Source organism: Campylobacter volucris (assembly GCF_008245045.1).
Classification (GTDB): Bacteria; Campylobacterota; Campylobacteria; order Campylobacterales; family Campylobacteraceae; genus Campylobacter_D; species Campylobacter_D volucris.
Genome location: NZ_CP043428.1, coordinates 1,005,826 through 1,030,983, shown reverse-complemented (window position 1 = coordinate 1,030,983; position 25,158 = coordinate 1,005,826). Strand labels below are relative to the sequence as shown.

General features: G+C 29.3%; 26 protein-coding genes. 15 read left to right on the top strand and 11 right to left on the bottom strand.

Features of this window, described 5'->3' with window-relative positions:
* Positions 1 to 8: 8 nt before the first annotated feature.
* The 11 genes from petA to argS all read left to right on the top strand — a co-directional run bounded on the left by petA (position 9) and on the right by argS (position 10,325).
* Positions 9 to 512, top strand: a complete 504-nt coding sequence (petA, locus tag CVOLT_RS05425) for a ubiquinol-cytochrome c reductase iron-sulfur subunit (RefSeq protein ID WP_039665801.1) — start codon at positions 9 to 11, stop codon at positions 510 to 512.
* Position 513: 1 nt separating this feature from the next.
* Positions 514 to 1,758, top strand: coding sequence for a ubiquinol cytochrome c oxidoreductase, cytochrome b subunit (locus CVOLT_RS05420; protein WP_039665800.1), 1,245 nt, complete (start codon positions 514 to 516; stop codon positions 1,756 to 1,758).
* Between the two features lie 2 nt (positions 1,759 to 1,760).
* Positions 1,761 to 2,888, top strand: a complete 1,128-nt coding sequence (locus tag CVOLT_RS05415; protein WP_039665799.1) for a ubiquinol cytochrome c oxidoreductase, cytochrome c subunit — start codon at positions 1,761 to 1,763, stop codon at positions 2,886 to 2,888.
* A 173-nt stretch (positions 2,889 to 3,061) separates the two neighbouring features.
* Positions 3,062 to 3,847: a 30S ribosomal protein S2 gene (gene rpsB / locus CVOLT_RS05410; protein ID WP_039665798.1), complete on the top strand. Its 786-nt coding sequence runs from the start codon at positions 3,062 to 3,064 to the stop codon at positions 3,845 to 3,847.
* A complete protein-coding gene (gene tsf, locus CVOLT_RS05405) occupies positions 3,847 to 4,923 on the top strand; it encodes a translation elongation factor Ts (protein ID WP_039665797.1) in 1,077 nt (358 codons plus the stop codon). The genes rpsB and tsf overlap by 1 nt, the downstream gene beginning before the upstream one ends.
* Before the next feature lie 2 nt (positions 4,924 to 4,925).
* Positions 4,926 to 5,561 carry an ABC transporter ATP-binding protein gene (locus tag CVOLT_RS05400; protein WP_039665796.1) on the top strand — a complete coding sequence of 212 codons (636 nt, stop codon included), beginning with the start codon at positions 4,926 to 4,928 and terminating at the stop codon, positions 5,559 to 5,561.
* Positions 5,548 to 6,318 carry a flagellar biosynthetic protein FliR gene (fliR, locus tag CVOLT_RS05395; protein ID WP_039665795.1) on the top strand — a complete coding sequence of 257 codons (771 nt, stop codon included), beginning with the start codon at positions 5,548 to 5,550 and terminating at the stop codon, positions 6,316 to 6,318. The genes CVOLT_RS05400 and fliR overlap by 14 nt, the downstream gene beginning before the upstream one ends.
* Before the next feature lie 60 nt (positions 6,319 to 6,378).
* A complete protein-coding gene (locus CVOLT_RS07935) occupies positions 6,379 to 7,860 on the top strand; it encodes a hypothetical protein (protein WP_039665794.1) in 1,482 nt (493 codons plus the stop codon).
* Complete coding sequence (locus CVOLT_RS05385) at positions 7,857 to 8,471, top strand: deoxyguanylate kinase / guanylate kinase (RefSeq protein ID WP_039665793.1); 615 nt, start codon at positions 7,857 to 7,859, stop codon at positions 8,469 to 8,471. The genes CVOLT_RS07935 and CVOLT_RS05385 overlap by 4 nt, the downstream gene beginning before the upstream one ends.
* Before the next feature lies 1 nt (position 8,472).
* Positions 8,473 to 8,709 carry a twin-arginine translocase TatA/TatE family subunit gene (locus CVOLT_RS05380; RefSeq protein WP_039665792.1) on the top strand — a complete coding sequence of 79 codons (237 nt, stop codon included), beginning with the start codon at positions 8,473 to 8,475 and terminating at the stop codon, positions 8,707 to 8,709.
* Positions 8,710 to 8,729: 20 nt separating this feature from the next.
* Positions 8,730 to 10,325: an arginine--tRNA ligase gene (gene argS / locus CVOLT_RS05375; protein WP_039665791.1), complete on the top strand. Its 1,596-nt coding sequence runs from the start codon at positions 8,730 to 8,732 to the stop codon at positions 10,323 to 10,325.
* A gap of 4 nt (positions 10,326 to 10,329) precedes the next feature.
* Here the strand turns inward: argS and CVOLT_RS05370 are convergent, their stop codons facing one another.
* The 5 genes from CVOLT_RS05370 to CVOLT_RS05350 are packed head-to-tail and all read right to left on the bottom strand — an operon-like array spanning position 10,330 to position 13,446.
* On the bottom strand, positions 10,330 to 10,833 hold the full coding sequence (locus CVOLT_RS05370) for a threonine/serine exporter family protein (RefSeq protein ID WP_039665790.1): 504 nt from the start codon (positions 10,831 to 10,833) through the stop codon (positions 10,330 to 10,332).
* The gene (locus CVOLT_RS05365; protein ID WP_039665789.1) at positions 10,830 to 11,606 is read right to left on the bottom strand and encodes a threonine/serine exporter family protein; all 777 of its coding nucleotides are present in this window, start codon (positions 11,604 to 11,606) and stop codon (positions 10,830 to 10,832) included. Before CVOLT_RS05365 ends, CVOLT_RS05370 begins: the two co-directional genes overlap by 4 nt.
* Positions 11,607 to 11,613: 7 nt before the next feature.
* Positions 11,614 to 12,219, bottom strand: a complete 606-nt coding sequence (locus tag CVOLT_RS05360) for a DedA family protein (protein ID WP_039665788.1) — start codon at positions 12,217 to 12,219, stop codon at positions 11,614 to 11,616.
* Positions 12,220 to 12,238: 19 nt separating this feature from the next.
* Complete coding sequence (locus tag CVOLT_RS05355; protein WP_039665787.1) at positions 12,239 to 12,730, bottom strand: peptidylprolyl isomerase; 492 nt, start codon at positions 12,728 to 12,730, stop codon at positions 12,239 to 12,241.
* A gap of 8 nt (positions 12,731 to 12,738) precedes the next feature.
* Positions 12,739 to 13,446, bottom strand: a complete 708-nt coding sequence (locus CVOLT_RS05350; RefSeq protein ID WP_039665786.1) for a YebC/PmpR family DNA-binding transcriptional regulator — start codon at positions 13,444 to 13,446, stop codon at positions 12,739 to 12,741.
* A 137-nt stretch (positions 13,447 to 13,583) separates the two neighbouring features.
* Between CVOLT_RS05350 and CVOLT_RS05345 the strand changes: the two genes are divergently transcribed.
* The 4 genes from CVOLT_RS05345 to CVOLT_RS05330 are packed head-to-tail and all read left to right on the top strand — an operon-like array spanning position 13,584 to position 16,588.
* Positions 13,584 to 13,928 (top strand): DMT family transporter, encoded by a 345-nt coding sequence (locus CVOLT_RS05345; RefSeq protein WP_132038004.1) that lies wholly within the window; start codon positions 13,584 to 13,586, stop codon positions 13,926 to 13,928.
* A complete protein-coding gene (locus tag CVOLT_RS05340) occupies positions 13,925 to 14,239 on the top strand; it encodes a DMT family transporter (RefSeq protein ID WP_039665784.1) in 315 nt (104 codons plus the stop codon). Before CVOLT_RS05345 ends, CVOLT_RS05340 begins: the two co-directional genes overlap by 4 nt.
* 11 nt (positions 14,240 to 14,250) lie before the next feature.
* Positions 14,251 to 14,445 carry a heavy-metal-associated domain-containing protein gene (locus CVOLT_RS05335; RefSeq protein WP_039665783.1) on the top strand — a complete coding sequence of 65 codons (195 nt, stop codon included), beginning with the start codon at positions 14,251 to 14,253 and terminating at the stop codon, positions 14,443 to 14,445.
* Complete coding sequence (locus tag CVOLT_RS05330) at positions 14,438 to 16,588, top strand: heavy metal translocating P-type ATPase (RefSeq protein ID WP_039665782.1); 2,151 nt, start codon at positions 14,438 to 14,440, stop codon at positions 16,586 to 16,588. The genes CVOLT_RS05335 and CVOLT_RS05330 overlap by 8 nt, the downstream gene beginning before the upstream one ends.
* Here CVOLT_RS05330 and CVOLT_RS05325 read toward each other — a convergent pair.
* The 6 genes from CVOLT_RS05325 to alaS form a co-directional block, all read right to left on the bottom strand.
* Positions 16,564 to 18,459, bottom strand: coding sequence for an NAD(P)/FAD-dependent oxidoreductase (locus CVOLT_RS05325; RefSeq protein ID WP_039665781.1), 1,896 nt, complete (start codon positions 18,457 to 18,459; stop codon positions 16,564 to 16,566). The two genes, CVOLT_RS05330 and CVOLT_RS05325, sit on opposite strands and share 25 nt — an antisense overlap.
* A gap of 69 nt (positions 18,460 to 18,528) precedes the next feature.
* Positions 18,529 to 19,110, bottom strand: a complete 582-nt coding sequence (locus tag CVOLT_RS05320) for a ferric reductase-like transmembrane domain-containing protein (RefSeq protein ID WP_039665780.1) — start codon at positions 19,108 to 19,110, stop codon at positions 18,529 to 18,531.
* On the bottom strand, positions 19,110 to 20,003 hold the full coding sequence (msrP, locus tag CVOLT_RS05315; RefSeq protein ID WP_039665779.1) for a protein-methionine-sulfoxide reductase catalytic subunit MsrP: 894 nt from the start codon (positions 20,001 to 20,003) through the stop codon (positions 19,110 to 19,112). Before msrP ends, CVOLT_RS05320 begins: the two co-directional genes overlap by 1 nt.
* A gap of 81 nt (positions 20,004 to 20,084) precedes the next feature.
* On the bottom strand, positions 20,085 to 22,016 hold the full coding sequence (locus CVOLT_RS05310; protein ID WP_039666292.1) for a PBP1A family penicillin-binding protein: 1,932 nt from the start codon (positions 22,014 to 22,016) through the stop codon (positions 20,085 to 20,087).
* Positions 22,003 to 22,557, bottom strand: a complete 555-nt coding sequence (gene maf / locus CVOLT_RS05305) for a septum formation inhibitor Maf (RefSeq protein WP_039665778.1) — start codon at positions 22,555 to 22,557, stop codon at positions 22,003 to 22,005. Before maf ends, CVOLT_RS05310 begins: the two co-directional genes overlap by 14 nt.
* Positions 22,557 to 25,094: an alanine--tRNA ligase gene (gene alaS, locus CVOLT_RS05300; protein WP_039665777.1), complete on the bottom strand. Its 2,538-nt coding sequence runs from the start codon at positions 25,092 to 25,094 to the stop codon at positions 22,557 to 22,559. The genes maf and alaS overlap by 1 nt, the downstream gene beginning before the upstream one ends.
* Between the last annotated feature and the right edge of the window lie 64 nt (positions 25,095 to 25,158).

Genomic DNA, 25,158 nt, shown 5'->3' with positions numbered 1-25,158 from the left:
GAAGTAATATGGCTACATCTGAGAGCAGGCGAAGCTTTATGGGATTTGCCTTTGGAACGGTAGCTGCTGTAGGTGGTGCTTTTTCATTGGTTGCAATGAAAAAAACTTGGGATCCACTTCCAAGTGTTAAGGCAGCAGGAGTTACAACTGTAGATCTTTCGGGTATGAAAGAAGGAGAATTAAGAACGATAGAATGGCGTAAAAAACCAATTTTTATTCTCAAAAAAGATGCAGATATGGCAAAAGATAGCAAGAGAGATGTGGTTGTAGGCGATGTTGCTTACACTGTTGTTATCGGTCTTTGTACACATTTAGGCTGTATTCCAGCTTATGCTCCAAGTGAAAAATTATTTAAATGCGCTTGTCATGGCGGTGAATTTGATACAAGCGGTAAAAATGTATTTGGTCCTCCTCCAAGACCTTTAGATATCCCACCTTTTAGAATAGAAGGAACAAAATTAGTTTTAGGAGAAGAAGGTCCAGAGTATAAAAAAATGATGGAGGAAGCTTAATATGGCACAGATTAAAAAAGCTACTGGTATCATTGATTGGCTCGATCAAAGATTGGCTGTAAATAAGCTCTTTAATGTTTTAATGGCACAATATTGGATACCAAAACAAATTAATTTCTTATGGGCAATGGGTGTTATTTTAACAACACTTTTTGCAATACTTTTTATATCAGGTTTATTTTTGGTAATGTATTACAAACCTGATGTAGCTTTGGCTTTTGATAGTGTAAATAAAACTATTATGCAAGAAGTTGAATATGGTTGGCTTTGGCGTCATATGCATGGTGTAGCTGCTTCAATTATATTTTTGATTATTTATATTCATATGCTTACTGGAATTTATTATGGATCTTATAAAAAAGGTCGTGAGATGATTTGGGTAAGCGGTATGCTTTTGTTTGTTGTATTTTCAGCAGAAGCTTTTAGTGGATATATGTTACCTTGGGGACAAATGAGCTTTTGGGCTGCTCAGGTTATCACTCAACTTTTTGGCGGTATTCCATTTATTGGTGATGCTTTGGTGGTTTGGATAAGAGGAGATTTTGCAGTTTCAGATCCAACTTTAACAAGATTTTTTATGCTACATGTTTGTTTGTTGCCTATAGTTATTTTAGCAATCATAGCTTTCCATTTTTATTCATTAAGAATTCCTCATGTAAATAATGAAATTTCAGAAGAAATTGATTTTGATTTAGAAGCTGAAAAATATTTAGCTGGCGATACTAAAGGTTCTAAGGTTATACCTTTTTGGCCAGGATTTTTAGCAAAAGATTTTATGTATATTTCATTGTTTATGATTTTCTTCTTTTATTTGGTTAGTTTTAAATTTAATTTTGCAATGGATCCTATCAACTTTGATCCTGCAAATTCATTAAAAACTCCAGCGCATATCTACCCTGAGTGGTATTTTTTATGGAGTTATGAAGTATTAAGAGGATTTTTCTTTGATATTGGAAGTATCAAAGCTTTTGATATTGGTTTGGCTGCATTTGGTATAGCACAAATTATCTTTTTCTTATTACCATGGCTTGATAGAAGTGATGTAGTAAAACCAGCGCATGAAAGACCGATGTTTTTTGTTTGGTTTTGGGTATTATTAATAGACATGATTGTATTAACAGTATATGGAAAACTTCCTCCAACAGGCATTAATGCTTGGATAGGATTTTATGCATCTATGGTATTTTTATTGTTATTATTAGTGGTATTGCCAATTATTACAATTATGGAAAGAAAAAGGGGCTAATAATGAGAGAATTAAAAATATTTTTCGTAGTTGTATTTTTTACAGGTTTAGTATACTGGGGGGTTGAACCATTTGCACATTCAGTGATGAACCCACATTCAAGCCCTGCAAATTTTGATTTTGCAAAAGCTGATGAAGAATTTTTTCAAAAGGAAATTGAAGCAAAAACAAAGGCTTTAGAAGAAGCTAAAGCTTCTGGTAATGAAAAAGCTATTATTGCTACACAAAAAGCTTTAGAACTTTTACAAAGTCAAGAACAAAGCACTAAACAAATGTGGGAAAAAATTTCAAAAATTGATTTTTCAAAAGCAAACGCGCAAAAAGGTAAAGAAATTTTTGAAGGAAATTGTATAGCATGTCATGGTGTAAAAGCCGCAGGAATTCCAGCTAGTATTACAGATTCTTCTTTGGGTGTTACTCCACCTGATTTAAGTGATGCGGGTAGTATTTATGATGAGAAATTTTTAGCTGCGTTGATTATAGATCCAGTTAAAGCTATGCAAATTTCACATAAATTTAATGATGAAAAACCTTTTTTAATGCCTGCTTATCCTTTAAGTGGAGATGATACTAAAGATGGACAAGATTTAGCTGATTTAATAGCATTTTTAAAAGATACTGCTGTTAAATATGAAAAAGATTTTGAAGATACAACAAAAAAAGAATTAGAAGCAAAATATGCTAAAAATCAAGAATTATCCCAAGAAGCTAAGAATTCTTTAATAGCAAAAGAACTTCAATTTGCAAAAGATAAGCAAGTTTTTGAAAATGCTTGTGGAAGATGTCATGATGTTAAGTATGATGGGTTTGTTTCTAGTTCAAATATGGATGATTTGAAAAATTATCTTGGTATGACACCTCCTGATTTATCAATGATGATTAGATCTAAAGGAAGAGATTATCTTGATATTTTTATTAACGAACCTCAAAAGAAAATTCATGGCACAGCTATGCCTAGAGTAGGTTTAAACGAAAAAGCTCAAGAGCAAGTTGTTGATTATCTTGAAAAAGTTGGCGATAGCAAAAAAGAAGAAAGAGAACAAACTGGAATTTATATTATGATTTTCTTTGTTATCTTAAGTATTTTTGCTATTGGTTGGAAAAGATCGGTTTGGTCAAAACTTCATTAAAAATTTAACAAATAACGCTTTTTGGCGTTATTTGTCTTACAATAAGCTAAATATAAACAAAATTTGATAAAATACTTTCTCATTTCACACGCATTAATTTCCTTATTTAGGTTGCTTATTTGGTTTAATGAATGCGGAGGAATAAACCTAAAATATTTCACAAGGAGAAAATCATGGTAAGCATGAGAGATTTATTAGAATGTGGTGTTCATTTTGGACATCAAACTAGAAGATGGAATCCAAAAATGAAAAAATTTATTTTTGGTGAAAGAAAAGGTATATATGTAATTGATTTACAAAAAACCTTAAGATATTTTAGATACACATATAATATCGTTCGTGATGCAGCAGCTGAAGGTAAAACTATACTTTTTGTTGGAACAAAAAAACAAGCTGGTGGCGCTATTAAAGAATATGCTGAAAAATGTGGTATGCCTTATGTTAATCACAGATGGCTTGGTGGTATGATGACTAATTTTGGTACTATTCGTCAATCAATTAGAAAATTAGAAGTTATAGAAAAAATGGAAGAAGATGGAAGCATCAAGCTTTTAACAAAAAAAGAGGCTTTAATGCTTACTAGAAAAAAAGAAAAACTATTAGCATATCTTGGTGGAATTAGATATATGAAAACTCAACCTGATATGATATTTGTAATAGATACGGTAAAAGAAAAAATAGCAGTACAAGAAGCAAATAGACTAAAAATTCCTGTAGTAGCTCCTTTAGATACAAATTGTGATCCTGATTTGGTTGATTATCCAATTCCAGGCAATGATGATGCTATTCGTTCAGTGCAACTTTTTTGCCAAGAGATGGCTGAAGCAATTAATGAAGGTAAAGCTTTAAGAGAGCAAGATGGTGATGCACAAACAGAATTACCAATTAGCGAAGAAGAAAAAAAAGAAGTTTTAGAAGAAGCTATGAGTGAAGAAGATTTTGAAGGAGATAAAGAATAATGGCTGAAATCACTGCACAAATGGTAAAAGAACTGCGCGAAAGCACTGGCGCAGGTATGATGGATTGTAAAAATGCTTTGAAAGATACAGATGGTGATTTTGAAAAAGCAGTTCAACTTTTAAGAGAAAAAGGTCTTGGTAAAGCAGAAAAAAAAGCCGATCGTTTAGCAGCCGAAGGTTTGGTTAGTGTAAAAGTAAGCGATGATTTTAAATTTGCAACTGTTAGTGAAATTAATTCAGAAACAGACTTTGTTGCTAAAAATGAACAATTTATCGCTTTAACTAAAGATACTACAAGTCATATTCAAGCTAGAAATATTCAAAGTATTGAAGAATTGCACTCTAGTGAAATTAATGGAGTGAAATTTGAAGAATATTTAAAAAGTCAAATTGCAACCATAGGTGAAAATTTAGTTGTGAGAAGATTTGATACTTTAGAAGCAAGTGCCAATGGTGTGGTAAATGGCTATATTCATACCAATGGTCGCGTTGGTGTTGTTATTGCTGCAGCTTGTGATAGTGAAGCTACTGCTTCTAAATGTTCAGAATTTTTAAAACATATTTGTATGCATATAGCAGCTATGAAACCTAGCTATTTATCTTATGAAGATTTAGATATGGAATTTGTAGAAAATGAATACAAAGCTTTAGTAGCTGAACTGGAAAAAGATAATGAAGAAAGAAGAAGATTAAAAGATCCAAACAAACCTGAACATAAAATTCCTAAATTTGCAAGTAGAAAGCAACTTAGCGAAGCTATTTTAAAACAAGCTGAAGAAGATATCAAAGCAGAGCTTAAAGCACAAGGAAAACCTGAAAAAATTTGGGATAATATTATTCCTGGTAAGATGAATAGCTTTATTGCTGATAATTCTCAGCTTGATAGCAGACTTACTTTAATGGGTCAATTTTATGTAATGGATGATAAAAAAACCATTGAACAAGTTATTGCCGAAAAAGAAAAAGAACTTGGTGGAAGTATAAAAATAGTTGAATTTATCCGTTTTGAAGTGGGTGAAGGCTTAGAAAAGAAAACTGAAGATTTTGCTGCTGAAGTTGCTGCGCAAATGAGCTAATTATGGAAATTTTAAAAGCGGAGAATTTAGGACATAGTTTTGAATATCCGCTTTTTGAAAATTTGAATTTATCATTATATGAAAGAGATTGTATTGCCATACAAGGAAGTAGTGGTTGTGGCAAATCAACTCTTTTGCATATATTTTCTACTTTATTAAAACCAAAAATTGGAAATGTTTTTTATAAAAATCAAAATATATATCAACTCAAAGAAGAGCAGTTATTAAAAATTCGTAGAAATGAATTTGGAATTATTTTTCAAACACATTATTTGTTTAAAGGTTTTTTTGCTTTTGAAAATATTGAATTAGCTAGTATTTTAAGCAAACAAGAAATTGATCATGAGCTTTTAAAGCAATTAGGTATAAGTGATTTATTAGAGCAAAAAATTACAAAATTAAGTGGTGGTCAACAGCAAAGAGTAAGTATTGCTAGAGTTTTAAGTAAAAAACCTAAAATTATTTTTGCTGATGAAGCAACTGGAAATTTAGACTATAAAAATGCTCATAATGTGATGGAAATTTTGATTGATTATGTTAAAAATCATAATGCGATTTTGGTATTTGTTACCCATGATCAAGAACTTGCAAAAAAATGTGATTTTGTTTTTCATTTAGGAAATCATGGAATTTGTTAAGTATTTGGGTGATCAAAATGTAGTTGCTTTCATGTTGCTTTTTGCAAGAATGAGCGGTTTGTTTGTTTTTTTTCCTTTTTTTTCTCACAATAGCATTCCTATAGTCATTAAAACTACTTTGGCATTATTTTTAACTATGTTTTTATTTCCTTTGGCAAAAGTAGAAGGTAATACACCTGATTCTTTTTTTATACTTTTTCTTTTGGGTGAAGTTTTATTTGGAATGATTGCGGGATTGATTTTACAAATGGTTTTTGCTATATTGCAAATGGCAGGAGAACAAGTGTCTTTTACCATGGGATTTTCTATGGCTAGCATTGTTGATCCATCAACTGGAGCTAATACTCCAGTGATTTCTCAAGTGTTGAATTTATTAGCATTATTATTTTTTTTAGCTTTTGATGGACATCATTTGGTATTGCTTTTCATATCAAATTCTTTAGATTATATCAGCTTAGGCGGATTTTATCCGCATGAAAATTTAATGCTTTATCTAAATAAAGCTATGGTTAATATTTTTGTTTTAGGTTTTTCTATGGCTTTTCCTATTTTGGCTATTTCTTTATTATCAGATGTGATTTTTGGTATGCTTATGAAGACAATGCCTCAATTTAATTTATTAGTTGTGGGATATCCAATAAAAATATTTTTATCATTTGCTGTGTTGATAGCTATTTTACTTGTAATGATGGAATATTTTAAAAATTTGATAATGAAAAGTTTTGGGCATATTGAATTATTATTTTTTAATCTATAAGCAATAAATAATTAAAATTATTTTAAAATAACACATTTTTTAAGTTTTTAGGAGAAATGAATGAAAGTTTTACTTGTAAATTCCAATGTTGCTGTATCTAAATTAGTAAGTTTGGGTGTGCAAAAACTTGGTTATGATTTTGAAGAAATTGCAAATATCGAAGGTGAACTTTCGCATTATGATATTATTATTGTAGATCATGATAGTGATGTTGATTTAAATGAACTTAAAACAAAATGTGATAGATTGATTTATTTGTTACCAAGAAATCAAGAAAAAAAAGAAGATATAGAGTGTTTGCATAAGCCTTTTTTACCTACTGATTTTATAGAATTATTAGGTGGAATTAAAGAATTTAGTGAAATTGATCAAGAACAATCAAATGATGACTTAGATGAGCAATTGCTTAGTTTTGATGAAGATAAAATTTTAGAAGATGATGAGTTATTGGATACAGATGAATTGTTAAAAGATTTAAATTTAGATGAAGAAAATGTAGAAGAAAATGTAGAAGAAAATGTAGAAGAAAATGTAGAAGAAAATGTAGAAGAAAATGTAGAAGAAAATGTAGAAGAAAATGTAGAAGAAAATGTAGAAGAAAATGTAGAAGAAAATGTAGAAGAAAATGTAGAAGAAAATGTAGAAGAAAATGTAGAAGAAAATGTAGAAGAAAATGTAGAAGAAAATGTAGAAGAAAATGTAGAAGAAAATGTAGAAGAAAATGTAGAAGAAAATGTAGAAGAAAATGTAGAAGAAAATGTAGAAGAAAATGTAGAAGAAAATGTAGAAGAAAATGTAGAAGAAAATGTAGAAGAAAATGTAGAAGAAAATGTAGAAGAAAATGTAGAAGAAAATGTAGAAGAAAATGTAGAAGAAAATGTAGAAGAAAATGTAGAAGAAAATGTAGAAGAAAATGCCGCGCATTTACAAAATATTAATGATTTAGAAGAACCATTGGTGGAAGAGCTTGGTGAAAAAGAAGTGGATTTTGACGATATTCCAGAAGATGCGAAATTTATTGGTGATGAGGATGAAAATTTAGATGAAAATTTAGATGATGAACAGCCGCAAGTAGAAGAATTACTTGAGTCTCAAGATGAAAATATTCAAGAAGATTTTGTTTTTGATGAGGAAATTAGCACTCAAGATAAGATAAAAGAAGAATTAGCTGCTATTGATGAGCTTGATGAGGAATTAGAAGAATTGGATGAAAAAACAATGGATGAATTTAATAACATGGATGAAAATATGAAAAATGAACAAGATGATTTTGCTTCTTTAAGTGAAGAAGAAATTAAAATGGCTCTAGGAGAAACAACGTCTGATGATGCAAATTTGCAAGATGATGTTAAAATGGATAATGATAACATTAGTGATTTAGAAGATGTTAAGAATAATGAAGAAATGGTTGATGAATTAAGTAAAAGCATAGCTCAAACAATTACTTCAAGCATTACTGATGATACCTTAAAAGCAGCATTAAAAGGTATGAAGATGAATATAAATATTAACATTAGTTTTGATGAGAGTAATAAAAATTGAGTGGCCAAATTTTAATTATATCTGGTCCAAGTGGCGCTGGTAAGAGCACTTTATTACAAAGGCTTTTCAAAGAAAAAGAAAATATTTACTTTTCTATATCAAGCACTACAAGAGCTCCAAGAGAAAATGAAAAAAATGGAGTAGATTATCATTTTATTAGTGAAGCCGAATTCAAGCAAGGTATAGAAAATGGAGAATTTTTAGAATGGGCCTTGGTACATAAAAATTATTACGGCACTTCTTTGATTCCTGTTAAAAAAGCTTTAGAAGATGGAAAGAGTGTTATTTTTGATATTGATGTCCAAGGTTTTTGCATAGCAAAAGAAAAGATACCAAATTTTATCACTTCTGTTTTTGTTACTACTAAAAACAAAAAAGAGCTTGAAAAAAGATTGCTTAAGCGAAATACTGATAAAATAGAAGATATTGGTAAAAGATTAGAAAATGCTAGTGAGGAGATGAAATTTTTATCTCAGTATGATTTTTTAATTATTAATGAAGATCTTGAAACAAGCTATAAACAATTAGAAGCTGTGTTTGAAGTATCTAAGATCAAAAGCAAAAAATTCACTTTAGAACAAATTCAAATCCAATGGAACAAAGGAGATTAGCATGCATATGCCAAGTGGAACTCAATGGTTGATTATACTTCTTATAGTAGTTTTATTATTTGGTGCTAAAAAAATACCAGAACTTGCAAAAGGATTAGGCAAAGGTATTAAGACTTTTAAAGATGAAATGAACACTGAAGATGATAAAAAATTAGCACAAGATAATGCTCAAAAAATAGAAAAAGTTGATGAAAAAGACGCTGTTATAAAAGAAAATGAAGATATAAAAAAAGCATAATTTTTACATAAAGGCAAGCTTTGAAAACTTTAATTTATGAAGCAATTAAAGAAAAACTTGGTAGGGATTTTGTTTTAGAAAATCCCAAAAATAAAAATTTAGCACATTTTGCAACTCCTTTAGCCTTTTCTTTGGCTAAAGAGTTAAAGCAAAATCCTATGTTAATAGCACAAGATATTGTTTTAAAATTGCAAGATTGTGAATATTTTGAAAGTGTTGAAGCAGTTAATGGTTATGTAAATTTTAAACTTTCAAAAACATTTTTGGATTTTTTATCCACTAAAGCTTTAAAAGATCCTGAGAATTTTGCAAAAGATAGTTTAAAAAATGAAAGTTTTTTACTTGAATATGTGAGCGCAAATCCTACAGGTCCTTTGCATATAGGTCATGCAAGGGGTGCTATTTTTGGAGATAGCTTAACAAGAGTTGCTAGACATTTAGGCTATAAATTTGATACAGAATATTATATAAATGATGCAGGTAATCAAATTTATCTTTTAGGTTTATCAGTATTGCTTGCTGTAAAAGAGCATTGTTTAAAAGAAAGTGTGCAATATCCTCAAGAGTATTACAAAGGTGAGTATATTGTAGATATTGCTAAAGAAGCTTTTATTAATTTTGATAAAACTTTTTTTATCGATGAAAATATACCTAAGCTTGCAAATTGGGCTAAAGATAAAATGCTTGATTTGATTAAGCAAAATTTAGCTGATGCTAAAATTTATATTGATTCTTATGTTAGCGAAACTAGCTATTATATCCAATTACAAGATACTTTAGAAGCATTAAAGACACATAATGGTACTTATGAAAAAGAAGGAAAAATTTGGCTTGCTTCTACCAAAAAAGGCGATGAAAAAGATCGTGTGATTATTAAAGATGATGGCAAGGGTACTTATTTAGCTGCTGATATAGTTTATCATAAGGATAAAATGAGTAGACCTTATACTAAATGTATTAATATTTGGGGAGCTGATCATCATGGTTATATAGCTAGGATGAAAGCGGCTATGGAATTTTTAGGCTTTGATGCGAAAAATTTAGAAATCATTTTAGCTCAAATGGTGTCTTTGTTAAAAAATGGTCAGCCTTATAAAATGAGCAAAAGAGCTGGAAATTTTATTTTAATGAGTGATGTTTTAGAAGAACTTGGTAGCGATGCACTACGATACATATTTTTAAGCAAAAAATGCGATACGCATTTAGAATTTGATGTAGATGAATTTAAAAAAGAAGATAGCTCTAATCCTGTTTATTATATCAATTATGCGCATGCAAGAATTCATCAAGTTTTTGCTAAGGCTAGTAAAAATATAGAAGATGTCTTAGATGTAAAAATTCAAACCTTAAATGAAGATGGAATGAATCTTTTATTTGAAAGTTTGAATTTAAAAGCTGTGTTGTATGATGCATTTGAAAGTAGGGCTTTACAAAAAATTCCTGATTATTTAAAAAATTTAGCAGCACTTTTTCATAAATTTTATAACGAAAACAAAGTCGTTGGTTCATCAAACGAAGATGAGCTTTTAAAACTTTTTGCGGTTTGTGCTTTGAGTATTAAAACTGCATTTGCATTAATGGGAATTGAAGCTAAAAATAAAATGAATCACGATTAATTTTTTAATCGTGTTTTTTAATATTTCTTGTCATCATAAAGCTTTGCTCGAAAAATAAAAGCAAAGTCACGCTTACTCCTGTGGCTAAAGCTAATGTAACTGAAAGAGTAGTAAAAAAATAATCAAAAAATTGTATAAGTGCTTCTGTTTTAATGATGGTATCATCTGATCTTATAAAACTTATAAGATATAAAATTGCCTTATAAGCATAAATTCCAGGTATCATAGGTATAAGAGCTGGAAAGGCTATAATTTCTGCAGGTGTTTTAAAAATTTTTGCCAAAATTAAACCTATACATCCTATGGTAAATGAGGCAATAAATGTTGCTATGGCAAGAGTTTGAAAATTAAAATAATTTATCAGGGTAAAACGCAAACTATGAGCAAGCGCAGCCAATAAGGCAGATAAAAAAAGTGTTTTAAGCGGAGGATTACAAGCATATGCAAAACCAAATCCTGTAAGTGCTGCAAAAAACATATCCCAAAGTATAGAGCTATAATCAATCATTGTAAAATTCCAAAATTATTAATGCTTAAAGTTGTGTAAATTCCAATAGCTATGCAGCAAATTAAAATAGCAACGCTAATAATACGACTAAGTCCCATTAAAATATGATCTTTTAAAATATCTACAATTGAATTAATAAAATAAACTCCAGGTATAAGATATAAAATGCTTGATCCAAGTGCTACATTGGGATCTTTTATAAGATTTAAATCAACTCCTACAAATACTATCAAAGATGAAACAAATGAACATATGATGTATTGAATTCTTAAATCTATTTTTATTTTAGTAAGTATAAATTTTAAACTCAATCCTATTAATGTTGCGATAAATACAAAAACACATCCATACAAATCCCCACCAAAAAGTTTGCAAAATGCAGCATTAGCGCTAGAAATTAAAAACAGATTTAAAAGTATAGGATTTTCTTTTGTTTGGATTATTTTTTCAAATGATTTTTTTGCTTGTGTTAAATTGTATTTATGATCATAAATTTGCCAACTTAAAGCACTTAATTCTAAAATGATTTTAAAATTTATATGTTTGTAATTATTAGGAATGATAAAAGTTCTTTGATTAGAGTTGTTTTCTTTATCATAAATATTAATTGCAGTATGGTGAAAGAAAAAATTCATATTGATTTCATATCCATAAGCACGAGCTATCCTATCTACACATTTTGCAACTCTTGCTGTATAAGTTCCAGCTCCTAAAAACACAGTTATATAAGAAATTAAAAAATTGGTTAATTCTTGGATATTTGGTTTATACATTTTTTATTTAATTAGTTTGCTTTCTTTTTTGAAAAAATATATAAATTGCTACCATAATAACAACAAAAATTAGACAAGCTATAATTACTAAATGTAAATATTGTTTTATCAAGTCTTCATTTTTTCCTAAAATATATCCTAGTATAAGCAAAATTAAACACCAAATTCCAGTGCCTAAGCTTGTGTAAAAAATAAATTTATTCAAATTCATTCTTGCAAGTCCAGCAGGTAATGAAATGTATTGGCGTAAACCAGGGATTAATCTGCCTGTAAAGGTTGAAATTTCTCCATGTTTATTAAAAAATACTTCAAATTTATGAAACTTTTCTTCGTTTATGCCAAAATATTTACATATTTTTAAAACCACATTGCGTCCTAAAAAATAACAAAGATAATAATTAAATAAAGCTCCTAAAAGTGCTCCAAATGTTCCACAAAAAAGGCAAATCCAAAAGTTTAATTCATTTTGATGAGCTAAATAACCCGCAGGAATCATAACCACTTCGCTAGGGAATGGAAAAAAAGAACTTTCAACAAGCATTAAAAAAATAATGCCTAGATAACCCCAATCTTTTGCTAGTGTAAGTAAAAAATCTACAATTTCTCCAAGCATTATTTTCCCTAAAATAAAATTATTTTTCTTCGAGTTTTTCTAAAATTTTTATAGTTTTGATTTTATCATTTTCTCTGATACTATCTAAAACTTCTAAGCTTTCTTTGTCATTTTCATCAATTTGTCCAAAGATAGTATGAACTCCATCTAAATGAGGTTGAGGGCTATGACAAATGAAAAATTGCGATCCACCTGTATCTTTACCAGCATGAGCCATAGATAAAGTCCCTCTTAAGTGTTTGTGTTTTTGATCATCGCATTCACATTCTATTTCATATCCAGGTCCACCTGAGCCTATACCATGAGGACAACCCCCTTGTATAACAAAATCTGCAATCACGCGATGAAAAATCAAATCATCGTAAAAACCATCATTTGCTAAATTTGCAAAATTACACACGGTTTGTGGAGCTTCGTTAGGAAATAATTTTAAAGTCATATCACCTTTGTCAGTGCTAATAATGGCAAAATTGTATTTTTTAGCATTTTTAGTGTCGATTTTTTTAAGCATGTTTTCTCCTATTCTATATTTGTATAAACTGCTTGAACATCATCATCATCTTCTAATTTATCAAGTAATTTTTCTATATCGTTTAATTGTTCTTCATTAAAGCTTACAGGATTATTTGCGATATATTCAAGTCCTGCTTTTTTAAGTACTAAACCTTTTTTTTCTATAGCATTGCTAAGTTCACCAAAAGCAGTATAGTCTCCTATGATTAACAATTCTTCTTCATTTTGCTCTAATTCTTCAAGCCCAGCATCGATTAAATCTAATTCAAGTTCTTCTAAATCTGTATCAATTTTTTCAAGATGAAACACAGCTTTATGCGAAAACATAAATGTTAAAGAACCATTTTGTAAAATTTCTCCGCCATTTTTACTAAAAATAGCTTTTACATTTGCTACTGTGCGAGTAGGATTATCACTCATACATTCAACTATAATCAAAGCTCCATGTGCTGCTTTTCCTTCATAATGTATGTTTTTAATATCAGCACTATCTTTACCACTTGCTCTTTTTATAGCTGCATCGATATTATCTTTTGGCATATTATTAGCTTTGGCTGTAGCTATGGCACTTCTTAGTTTTGGATTCATATCAGGATCGATTCCACCTTCTTTAGCGGCTACTTGTATGGCTTTAGCAAGTTTTGGAAAAAGTTTGCTCATTTTATCCCATCTTGCTTCTTTTGAGGCTCTGCGGTATTCAAACGCTCTTCCCATAAAATCTCTCTTTCTAAATAATTTTTAACACAAAAGTATAAACTAAGAAGTCTAAATTTGATTTTAAAGATTTCTTAGATAAAATAAACAAATCTTAAATTTATCTCTCACGACATAAAATCAAAAATCTAAGGAAAATTATGAGTGCAAAAAAAGAAGTTTTGGTTGCATGGTTTTTTTTAATTGGCGCTATTGTTTTTGAAGTTATAGGAACTAGTTTTTTAAAAATGGAAAATAAGCTTTTTGGTTATTTTTTCATGGCTTTATTTATTGCTTTTTCTTATTTTCTTATGGGACTTGCAATTAAAAAAATTCAAATTGGTATTGCTTATGCAGTATGGGAACTTTTAGGGATGATATTAATTCTTTTGGTTTCTTTTGTGTTGTTTGAAGAAAGCTTAACTAATTTGCAAATTTTAGGAATTATTTTATCGATAATTGGAATTGTGATGATTAATTTAGGCGAGGTAAAAGAAGAATGAAATTATATTTAATAGTAATTATTTTATCGGCCATACTTGATATAGTGGCAAATTTGTTGCTAAAAAAATCTGAAAGTTTCAAGCATAAAAAATGGGGATTTGGAGCGATTTTTTGTGCAATTTTAGCTTTTTTTATGCTTTCTTTTAGTTTAGAATATGTTCCATTAAGTATTGCATATTCTACTTGGGGTGCTGTTGGGATTATAGGAACTTGTCTTGGTGGTTGGATTTTTTATAAGGAAAAATTAAATAAAATTGGTTTAGCTGGTATTGTTGTGGTTTTAATCGCAGTGGTGCTTTTAAATTCTTAAAAAGGAAATTGATGCAAATAAAAACAAAAAATATTAATTGTCAAAGTTGTGTAAATTTAATTAAAGTTTCATTAGAAGATGAATATGGTATTATGAGTATAGATGTAGAAAGTAAAACAATTGATATTGATTTAAATCCTGATCAAATTCAAAAATTTAAAGATGATTTAAAAGATTTAGGTTTTGAAATAATAGAAAATGATTGAATTAAAACTCAAAATAGCTAAAATGACTTGTGTAAATTGCTCTAATGCAATTGAAAAAGTGTGTTCTAAAATCGATGGTGTTGAAGATGTAAGTGTTTCTTATGTGAATTCAAGTGGTGTTTTCTTGTTAAAAGATGATAAAAGTATAGAAAAAATCAAAGAAAAAATTACAACTTTAGGTTTTGAAATTTTAGAAGATGATCAAAATTTGAAATTACACAAAACACAAGAATTAAAAAAACTTCAAAACAATCTTTTGCTTAGCATAGCATTAAGCATTATTGTGATGTATTTTGAAATGTTTGTGCAAGGACAAATTTCTAATTTAATCCAGCTAGTTTTATCTTTTGTTGGAATTTTTTATTGTGGTAAAAGTTTTTTTGCTCATGCCATAAAAGGATTGTTTTGTAAAAATTTAGATATGAATACCTTGGTTTCTTTGGGTGCTTTGGTGTCTTTTGTGTATTCTTTATTGGTTTATTTTGATGTGTTTAATAAGGATGGGTATTTATATTTTAGCAGCGGAAGTATGATTATAAGTTTTATACTTTTAGGCAAATATTTAGAAGAAAAAGCTAAATTAAAATCTTTAGCATATCATGATCAATTAAAAAATATAGATATTAAATACGCTAATGTAATTTGTGATGATGGTAGTATTAAAGAAATTTCTAGTTCTTTTGTGAAAAAGGATGATGTGATTTTAGTTAAAGAAGGAGAGAGTGTTGTTGCTGATGGTGTAGTGCTTGGTGGCAAAGCTGAGGTAGATGTTAGCTTTTTAACGGGTGAATTTTTACCTCTTTTAAAACAAGAAGGAGATGAAATTTTAGCTGGAAGTGTTTTGATAAATGGAAATTTAAAAATCAAAGCGAGTAAAAAGTCCATAGAAAGTTCGCTAGAGCAAATTAAAGATTTAGTTTTTAAAGCAGGTAATATAAAAACTCCTTTAGCAAATTTAGCCAATATCATTTCAGCATATTTTGTGGGTTTTATTATTTTACTTGCTATGGGTGTTTTTTGCTTTTGGTATTTTAAAGAAGGATTAAATTTGGCCTTTTTGCATGCTTGTGCAACACTTTTAATCTCTTGTCCTTGTGCTTTAGGGCTTGCAACGCCTATAGCAATAGTAAGTGCATTATCAAATGGTGCTAGAAATTTTATTTTGATAAAAAATCCAGCAGTTTTAGAAAATTTATCAGACATTAAACTAGCTATTTTTGACAAAACAGGCACTTTAAGCGAAGATGAACTTAGTGTTTATGAGCACGATTTAAACAAAGAAGATTTTAAAAAATTAGTTCAAATTGAAAAATTTAGCTCTCACCCTATAGCCAAAGCTTTGATAAAAAATTCAGATATAAAGGAAGATTTATCAGGCAAAATCGAAGTGATGGTTGGAAGTGGTATTATATATAAAGATAAAAATGATGAATATTTTATAGTTAATGAATCATTTTGTAATCAATTAAATATTAATATCGCTAAAAGTAAAAAATTTTTAGATCAATTTAAACAAACAGCCCCAACGACTATTTATTTTATAAAAAATAAAGTTTGTTTAGGTGGAGTTTGTTTTAAAAATGAGTTAAAACCTCAAGCCAAAAAATTAATACAAAATTTAACCAATAAAAATATAAAAAGTATTATTTTAAGCGGAGATAATCAAGAAAGTGTTGCTAAAATAGCTAAAAATCTTAATATCACTGAATTTTATGCTGCTCTTAAACCAGAGGAAAAATTTGAATTTATTAAAGCAAAAATGCATAAAGAAAAAGTACTTTTTGTCGGAGATGGGATTAATGATGCTCCTGCTTTAAATTTAGCTAGTGCGAGTATAAGTTTTTCTAAAGCGAGTGATTTGGCTAAAAAAAGCGGTGATTTTATTTTAATTAAAGATGATTTGATGTTGATTGATTATTGTTTTACATTGGCTAAAAAAACTAAAAGAATTATAAAATTAAATTTATTCTGGGCTTTTGTTTATAATAGTTTATGCATTCCTATAGCAGCGGGTTTTGTGCCTTGGGTTAGTTTAAGCCCTCATTTAGCAGCTTTAGCAATGAGTTGTAGTTCCATAGCAGTAGTTTTAAACTCCTTAAGATTAAGGAGTTTAAAATATCATAATTCATTAATAGCGCGATAAGCTTGATCAATAGCAGAATGCATATAAGCAGACCAATCAGAGTCTGAATTTGCTATAACGATATTTTTAAAAGGTTTTCTTGCAAGTTCTATGGTTTTTTGTGCTTCATCAGCATCATCATAAAGAGAATTTTCTGTATATGAGTAACAATGTCCCCAACGATTTACAACAATAGCTTTAATATCTTTTTCATGATCAAATCCTGCTGAGCCTAGCATACCTTGGAGTTGATCGCGTATGATTTTTTCATGTTCATCAAAACTCATTGTAAATAATAAATTTCTTCCAACTCTAGCTCTATCTCTTGCATCCATACCATTTAGATCTATTCCTTGTATATTAGCAAATGCTAATGGTGAACATACCATATGGATACAAATTGGTTTTTTAGGATCTCTTGGGTGATGGTATCCGCCCATATCTACTGGATAATCTAGTTTGGTTCTTGCATAAGGCATTTTCGGAGAGTAAATTTCATGAACACCAAGTTTTATAAAAGGCTCCCAATTGCTAACGATAACTTTAGTATGTAAAAGAGAAGTTTTGACATTTTTACTTAAAGCTTCTTTTTGTTCAGCAGGTAAAGTAGGGATGATGTAAGGTATCATGCTGTTATAATTTGCCATTACAACTTTTTTAGCTTTGACTCTATAGCTTTTGCCTTTGTTGATATAGGTTACTAAAGCTCCATCTTTTATATTTTCTACATTAATAACAGTGCTATTTAGTCTTAATCTTACTTTATTTTTAGGTAAATCAAGTTTAGAATAATCAAAATGCGCTAAGGTGATATCATCCATATCTTTACCTTTGGAAGAAACTTCAGGGATTAATCTTCTTACCATTAATCTTGCAACCGTGGCATTTCCATCAGCACAATGATAAATATATGGCTCTTCCATTTCAGCCAAAGCTTCACCTTCTATAGGATCAAGCCCAAGCTTATCAAATCCTGGCAAGAAAGAAATTCTAGCATCTTCGCATGAAGTAGCATCTATACCTAAAGCTAGAAAATCATCTGTCATTCCTTCAAAAAATTTAATAGCTTGAGGAGAAAGTTTAACTTTATCTTGTAAAAAGTCTTTATAACTTGTTTTAGCAATATATTCTTCCCTTTGTTCTTTGTTCATACCTTTTAAATAGTCTTTTTCGCTTTTAAATAATGCAATTAAATCTTTTTTATCTTTTTTGCTAAGCGGAAAATCTTCTATGAAAGCTTCTATGCTTTTTCCATTATGTTTTCCTTCTGGGATATCATCACAAATTACTTTTCTAGGATTACCACTTACTACTTTATCTACTCCAAATTCAGCTTTAGAAAAATACACCCCTCTGCTTAAATTTAAATCAGGATAAAAATTCACATCAAAACGCTTTGCAAGATCATCAATATTTACTCCCAAAGAAGATAATAAATCAACTACTTCTTTAGAATACAAAGCTTTTGGAGATTGAAATGATTCACTTCCACCATAGCTTAAAATTGTTCCATCATCAAGTTCTATTTCATTTCTTCTAGCATGCCCACCAAAATCATCATGATTATCAAGGATTAAAATCTTTTTATTTTTGCCAAATTTATTTTGATAAAAACAGGCAGCTGCTAATCCACTAATACCAGCTCCAACTACAACTAAATCATATTCTTGTTTTGGCTTTAATGAACTAAAATCAAATTTTTGTCCATCTCTTAACATATGAGCAAATTCATAACTTGCGTTATTACTACCTCTTAATCCAAGCCATTTTGGTGGGTAGTATTCTTTAGTGAAATCTTCAACTTTGGCATCTTTTCCATAAAGTACTTGCAAGGGAGTCATACCAGCAAGTATGGTTAATGCCATTCCGTTTAAAAAATCTCTTCTTTGCATAAAATTTCCTTAAAATAAGATTTAAATCATCTTATTTTAAGAAATTGATAATTATCTAAATCTTAATGTTTATTTTGCTTGAAGTGATTTTGTAAAAAAGGTTACTTTTTTTCTCTTTTTAAGCAATTTAAATATTTTGAATAATAAAAATAAACAAGCAATTAAAATAAAAGTAAAATGCGGTAGTTGTGGAACTTTAGCTGATATAAAATAATGCCACGAACTAATTGCAAAACAAATATATCCTAATTTTCTTACTTTGCTAATTTTTCTGAATTTTTTAAAAGAACTAATAAACATTAAAACAAGTATGAAAAATGCTAAAAATCCACTAAATTCTAAATTTTTACTAAATGTATCTTTTAAAAATACAAAGAAATTGAAACTTTTTGTAAAGATAAAATAATTTAAAAAATGAATGAGTGTCCAAAAAAAGGCATAAAAACCTAAAAATTTGGGAAAATCTTTAGTGATTTTAAATTTAAATAAAGAAAAAAATAAACTCAAAGCAAAAAAAGTTAAGGCAAATATACCACTATAAAAATATACAGCCTTAACTATATCAAATTCATTTAAAAGCTTATAGATACTAAAAGCAATGCTTAAGATAAATAAAACTAAAGCACTTAAATTTGCTAATTTTATTTTCATTAAAAATTAACCTTTAAGTCCATATCTTTGTATAAATGCGCTACTTCTTTACCATAGCCATTAAACATTAAAGTAGGTTTAGTAAAAAATTCTCCCAAAGGACGCTCGTTTGCTTGAGACCATCTTGGGTGAGAAACTTCTGGATTTACATTGGCATAAAAGCCATATTCTCTAGGATTAGCTAGTTCCCAAGTACTTTTTGGTTGATCTTTAACAAATTCTATTTTTACGATAGATTTGATACTTTTAAAACCATATTTCCAAGGCACGACTAAGCGAATTGGAGCTCCATTTTGTCCTAATAAAGGCTTTTTATACATACCAACAGCCATTAAAGTTAAAGGGTGTATAGCTTCGTCCATCCTTAAGCCTTCTACATAAGGATAGTCAATAGTAGGAAAAAATGAAGCTTGATCTGCAAATTGATCTTTATCAAAAAGTGTTGTGAATTTAACAAATTTTGCATCACTTTTTACTTTACATTTTTCTATTAAAGCTCTAAGTTCAAAGCCAACCCAAGGCACCACCATAGACCAAGTTTCAACACAGCGAAATCTATAAATTCTTTCTTCTAAAGGAAAGGACAATAAATCTTGCATTGTTAAAGTCATTGGTTCTTCTACTTCTCCGCTTATTTCTATCTTCCACCCGTTGGTATTAAAATTTTTAGCAAGCTCAACTGCTCTTTTTTTATCAGTAGAAAATTCATAAAAATTTACATAATTGGTTGCAACTTTTTCATCGCTTATTTTTAAATTTTGTGCATTTTCGCTAGGGGTAAAATTTAAAGCCATTAATTTTGATTGTATTAAACTTGTTCCAATAAGCGCTCCCGCGCCAAGTTTTAAAAAATGGCGTCTATTATTGTATAAATTTTCAGGGGTAATGTTCATGTTTTTCCTTTATATGATTTGTAAAATTAAAACATATAAAGGAAAACAAAAGATAATTTTTATTATTTTATAAAAAATATTTTAAAAAATGATCTCGTTGTTTTCAGATAATATAGGATTTTGCCTAGGAAAAGGAGAGGTGTTGGTATAATATTCTTTATTTCTTTCAAAAAATCCTTGATAAACTCCATTTGGAATTCTAAATTTTCTAGCACTATCAGGATAAAGTTCTAAGTATTTAGTTAAAAAATCTTTAAACACAGGAGCTGCAGTCCTAGCTCCTCCTTCGATTTGTCTCATAGGTTTGTTATCATCATTACCATACCAAATAATCACTTCAATTTCTGGAGTTAATCCGCAAAACCAAGCATCTATACTTTTATTTGAAGTTCCTGTTTTACCTGCTATTTCTATACCTTCTACTTTCGCATTTTTACCTGTGCCATTTTTTACGACATTTTGCATCATATCATTAACCAAAAAAGCTTGAGCTTCATCACTAACTCTTCTTTCGCCAGAATTAAATTCTACAACTATATTTCCATTTTTATCAAGCACTTTTTTAATGAGTATCAAGTCTTTTTGCACCCCGTAATTTCCAAATACTGTATATAATTTTGCATAATCATAAATTGAAATTCCAAAACTTCCAAGCACGATAGATAAATCAACAGGAATATTTTTAAAGCCCATTTCGTTTAATTTTTCATGTATTACATCAAGTCCAAGCGATAAAGCAAGATTGATGATTGCTAGGTTTCTTGAGCCAGTTAGAGCTTCTTTTAGTGTGATCAATCCTTGAAAATTTCCTCCATAATTTTTTGGTTTCCAATTTTTTTCATTTTTATCAGTACTTTCAAAAATTCTTGAAATATCTGCTACCTTGCTCATTGGAGAATAGCCTAAATCTATAGCTATTTGATATAAAAAAGGCTTAAATGAGCTTCCAGGTTGTCTTAAACTTTGAGTTGCACGATTAAAATTACTTTTTGTATAATTTACGCCACCAAGTAAGGCTAAAATATCTCCTGTTTGATGGTTTGCAACTATCATAGCTCCATTTAGCGTGCTTAAATTTGCATCTTTGTCTCTTTTGACTATCTCATCATAGCCAAATTTTAAAGATTCTCTAGCGATATTTTGTACCTCAAGATCTATGGCTAGTTCGATTTTATAACCACCACTTTTAAGATCTTTAATACCACTTAGTTGTTTTAAAACCTCTTGCGTTACATAAGGAGCTGCATTTTGAGTTAGAGTGTCATCATAAACTTTTGGAATTTCATTTAAGGCACTTGTATATTCTTCTTGACTAATCCACCCAAGATTATACATTCTTTGTATAACGCTATTTGCTCTTGCTAAAGATAAATCTAAATGTCTAGTAGGATCGTATGTGCTGGGTGCTTTTGGCATTCCTACTAATATAGCTATTTCTTTTAAGCTTAGCTCATCCAAATTTTTTCTAAAATATCCCAAAGCAGCAGTTTTTACTCCATAATATCCATGCCCAAAAAAGATAAAATTTAAATATCTTTCTAAGATTTGTTCTTTGCTTAAAGTATTTTCTATTTTATATGCAAGTAAAGCTTCTTTTAATTTTCTACTTATTGTTCTCTCAGGAGTTAATTCTGTATTTTTTATAAATTGTTGAGTGAGTGTAGAAGCTCCTTCCATGGTTTTGCCACCACTTTTTACAATTTTTATAACCGCTCTAAAAATAGCATCAAAATTTACTCCATCATGTTCAAAAAAACTAGTATCTTCTATGGCAACTAAAGCTTCTATTAATCTTGGAGGTAGTTCTTCATAATCTGCATAAAAACGATGTTCATCAAAAACATTTGCTACTAATTTGCCGTTTCTATCAAAAATTTGAGTAGTAAGAGGTGGTTTGTAATCTTTAAAAGTATATTGATTTAAATCAGAATCAGAAAATAAATATGCAATAAAAATAAAAATTCCTATAGCACAAACTATACAAAAAGAAATAAAAATTTTAAATATTTTCATCATAAAATGCTTTCAAAATTTCGATATTTAAACCCAAGATAGTGCTTTGATTTCCTATGATTTTTTTGATATATTTTTTGTGAAATCCTTCGCTCATTACAGCTCCTGCTTTATTTTGATAAAGTTTTGAGTCGATATATGATTGTAAATCTTTTTCATCAAAATGCTTTAGTATTAAATCGCTTTTACTTAAATTTATAAGTTTTTTATTATCTAAAATAAGAATCATAGCACTTAAAACACTAATGGTTTTTCCACTTTGAAATTTTAGCATTTTTAAAGCCTCTTCATCATTTGTAGCTTTGGTAAAAATTTCATTTTCAACACAAACTATACTATCAGCAAATAAAATATTTTTAAATTCACAATGTTTTTCTAAAAATTGTTTTTCTTTTTCAAAAACTACTTTTTGAACATATGAAAAAGGATTTTTATCTTGCACGCCTTTTTCATTGTAGTCAAAAAAGATTTGTTTAAATTTTATATTAGCTTCTTTGAGCAAATTTGCTCTTGAGTTAGAGCTTGAAGCTAGATATAACATTAATTTAAACCCTCATTGATAATTTTTTGAGCATATTCTAAAGCTTCATTGATCTTGCTTATATTTTTACCTCCAGCAGTGGCAAAATCATCTCTACCTCCGCCGTTTCCATCTAATATAGTAGCAATTTCTTTTACTAATGCTCCAGCTTTAATAGGAGCATTTTTAACCCCAGCTACAATTTGCACTTTAAAATCTTTTTCTTGTAAGAGTAAAATTACACACTTATCAAATTTGTTTTTAAATTCATCCACTAAATTTTTTAAATCTTTATTTTGAATTTGCATAATGCAAACTGCTATATTATTGATTATTTCATGTTTTAAATCTAGTTTGTTTGAATTTTTTAATTCATTTTTTAAATTTAAATTTTCATTTTTTAATTTATTAAAAGCACTTAATACATCATTAGTTTTTAATTCTTCTTTGATTTTATTAAATTCTTCAAAAATAGAATTTACATATATAAGTGCAGCTTTGCTCACCACAGCTTCTATTCTTCTAACTCCAGCACTTACCCCGCTTTCTTTTACTATATAAAAACTACCAATTTCAGCAGTATTTTTTACATGAGTGCCACCGCATAGTTCTTTACTCTCACCTAAGGTTAAAACTCTAACTTTGTCGCTATATTTTTCACTAAATAAAGCTATAGCACCGCTTTTTTTGGCTTCTTCTAGTTCTAATAATTGGGTTTTAGCTAAACTAGCTTTGGCTATATAGTCATTTACTAGGTTTTGAATTTGAAGTAGTTCTTCTTTGCTAAGTGCATTAGTGTGAGTAAAATCAAAACGCAATTTATTATGCTCTACTAAAGAGCCAGCTTGGCTAATATGTGAGCCTAAAATCACTCTTAAAGCATGGTGTAAAAGATGTGTTGCACTATGGTGTCTTGCGATTTGCTCTCTTTTTATGGTATCAATACAAGCAATAACTTCATCATTACATTTTACATCTTGATTAAGTTTGACAAAAGATAAACTAATATCAAAGAATTTTTGAGTGTCTAAAACTTCATTGTTGTTAATTATACCAGTATCTGCACTTTGTCCGCCACTTGTAGCATAAAATGGAGTTTTTTCAAGCATTAACCATACTTTTTGACTTGCTTTGGCATCTGTGATTATTTTAAAATTTTCATCTAAAATAGCTAAAATTTTTGTTTTTTCTTCGTAATTTTCATAACCACTAAATATATTAGTACCAAATTTTTCAAGTAAAATTTTAAAATCACCATTGATTGCTTTATCGCCACTGCCTTTCCAAGAAGCCTTTGCTCTTGTTTTTTGTTCTTGCATTAATTTTTCAAATTCGACTTCATCTATTTTAATATTTTTTTCCCTTAACATATCAGCAGTCAAATCAAGCGGAAAACCATAAGTATCATAAAGTTTAAAAGCTACCTCGCCACTAAAAATATCTTTAGTGTTTTTTAATTCTTCATTGAAAATATGAATGCCATTTTCAATAGTGCTTAAAAATCTTTCTTCTTCAAGGCGAATTTGCTCTTTAATAAAATCTTTTTTTTCATTTAAATAAGTGTAATGTCCACCCATCAAATCACACACTACATCAACTAATTGATACATAAAAGGTTTTTTTAATCCTAATAAATAGCCATGTCTTAAAGCTCTTCGCATAATTCTTCTTAAAACATAACCTCTACCTTCTTTATCAAAACGCACTCCTTGAGCTAGTAAAAACACACATGAGCGGATATGATCAGCTATTACTCTATAACTTGCACCATCTTCATAGGTATAAGTTTTTCCACAAAGCTTAGCAATCGCTTCGATTATAGGCATAAATAAAGAGCTATCAAAATTGCTAAATTTTCCTTCTTTTATAGCTACAACTCTTTCAAGCCCCATACCTGTATCAATGCTTGGTTTTGGTAGTGGAGTAAGTGCTCCATCAGCACTTCTTTCATACTGCATAAATACTAAATTCCAAATTTCTAAAAATCTATCTCCATCACCGCCCATGTAGTCTTCATCTGAGTTAAAATGCTCACTTCCTTGATCATAAAAAATTTCACTACAAGGTCCACAAGGGCCAGTATCTCCCATTTGCCAAAAATTATCTTTATCGCCAAATTTATAAATTCTTTCTTTTTCTATATGTTTTTGCCAAAGCTCATATGCTTGCTCATCATTTTCATGCACGGTTACATAAAGTCTGTCTTTAGGTAATTTTAAAATTTGTGTAACAAATTCCCAAGCATAGGCAATGGCTTGTTCTTTAAAATAATCACCAAAGCTAAAGTTTCCAAGCATTTCAAAAAAAGTATGGTGTCTTGCTGTATAACCAACATTATCTAAATCATTATGCTTTCCACCCGCGCGTATGCAAGTTTGACAGCTTGTTTTTCTTGGAGGATTTGGACGAGGAATTTCTCCAGTAAAAATACTTTTAAAAGGCACCATCCCAGCATTTGTAAAAAGCAAACTCACATCATCAGGCACCAATGGTGCACTAGGAGTGATTTCATGTCCTTTTGATTTAAAAAATTCTAAATATTCTTTTCTTATATCCATAAAATTAATCCCATTGATTTTTGCTTAAAATAATACCAAAAATACTTTAAATTAAGTAAAGCTA

What these genes read in the sequence shown, in the direction of transcription:
- petA (WP_039665801.1), top strand. Translation starts at nt 9, where the DNA reads ATGGCTACATCTGAGAGCAGGCGAAGCTTTATGGGATTTGCCTTTGGA.
- CVOLT_RS05420 (WP_039665800.1), top strand. Translation starts at nt 514, where the DNA reads ATGGCACAGATTAAAAAAGCTACTGGTATCATTGATTGGCTCGATCAA.
- CVOLT_RS05415 (WP_039665799.1), top strand. Translation starts at nt 1,761, where the DNA reads ATGAGAGAATTAAAAATATTTTTCGTAGTTGTATTTTTTACAGGTTTA.
- rpsB (WP_039665798.1), top strand. Translation starts at nt 3,062, where the DNA reads ATGGTAAGCATGAGAGATTTATTAGAATGTGGTGTTCATTTTGGACAT.
- tsf (WP_039665797.1), top strand. Translation starts at nt 3,847, where the DNA reads ATGGCTGAAATCACTGCACAAATGGTAAAAGAACTGCGCGAAAGCACT.
- CVOLT_RS05400 (WP_039665796.1), top strand. Translation starts at nt 4,926, where the DNA reads ATGGAAATTTTAAAAGCGGAGAATTTAGGACATAGTTTTGAATATCCG.
- fliR (WP_039665795.1), top strand. Translation starts at nt 5,548, where the DNA reads ATGGAATTTGTTAAGTATTTGGGTGATCAAAATGTAGTTGCTTTCATG.
- CVOLT_RS07935 (WP_039665794.1), top strand. Translation starts at nt 6,379, where the DNA reads ATGAAAGTTTTACTTGTAAATTCCAATGTTGCTGTATCTAAATTAGTA.
- CVOLT_RS05380 (WP_039665792.1), top strand. Translation starts at nt 8,473, where the DNA reads ATGCATATGCCAAGTGGAACTCAATGGTTGATTATACTTCTTATAGTA.
- CVOLT_RS05370 (WP_039665790.1), bottom strand. Translation starts at nt 10,833, where the DNA reads ATGATTGATTATAGCTCTATACTTTGGGATATGTTTTTTGCAGCACTT.
- CVOLT_RS05365 (WP_039665789.1), bottom strand. Translation starts at nt 11,606, where the DNA reads ATGTATAAACCAAATATCCAAGAATTAACCAATTTTTTAATTTCTTAT.
- CVOLT_RS05360 (WP_039665788.1), bottom strand. Translation starts at nt 12,219, where the DNA reads ATGCTTGGAGAAATTGTAGATTTTTTACTTACACTAGCAAAAGATTGG.
- CVOLT_RS05355 (WP_039665787.1), bottom strand. Translation starts at nt 12,730, where the DNA reads ATGCTTAAAAAAATCGACACTAAAAATGCTAAAAAATACAATTTTGCC.
- CVOLT_RS05350 (WP_039665786.1), bottom strand. Translation starts at nt 13,446, where the DNA reads ATGGGAAGAGCGTTTGAATACCGCAGAGCCTCAAAAGAAGCAAGATGG.
- CVOLT_RS05340 (WP_039665784.1), top strand. Translation starts at nt 13,925, where the DNA reads ATGAAATTATATTTAATAGTAATTATTTTATCGGCCATACTTGATATA.
- CVOLT_RS05335 (WP_039665783.1), top strand. Translation starts at nt 14,251, where the DNA reads ATGCAAATAAAAACAAAAAATATTAATTGTCAAAGTTGTGTAAATTTA.
- CVOLT_RS05330 (WP_039665782.1), top strand. Translation starts at nt 14,438, where the DNA reads ATGATTGAATTAAAACTCAAAATAGCTAAAATGACTTGTGTAAATTGC.
- CVOLT_RS05325 (WP_039665781.1), bottom strand. Translation starts at nt 18,459, where the DNA reads ATGCAAAGAAGAGATTTTTTAAACGGAATGGCATTAACCATACTTGCT.
- CVOLT_RS05320 (WP_039665780.1), bottom strand. Translation starts at nt 19,110, where the DNA reads ATGAAAATAAAATTAGCAAATTTAAGTGCTTTAGTTTTATTTATCTTA.
- msrP (WP_039665779.1), bottom strand. Translation starts at nt 20,003, where the DNA reads ATGAACATTACCCCTGAAAATTTATACAATAATAGACGCCATTTTTTA.
- CVOLT_RS05310 (WP_039666292.1), bottom strand. Translation starts at nt 22,016, where the DNA reads ATGAAAATATTTAAAATTTTTATTTCTTTTTGTATAGTTTGTGCTATA.
- maf (WP_039665778.1), bottom strand. Translation starts at nt 22,557, where the DNA reads ATGTTATATCTAGCTTCAAGCTCTAACTCAAGAGCAAATTTGCTCAAA.
- alaS (WP_039665777.1), bottom strand. Translation starts at nt 25,094, where the DNA reads ATGGATATAAGAAAAGAATATTTAGAATTTTTTAAATCAAAAGGACAT.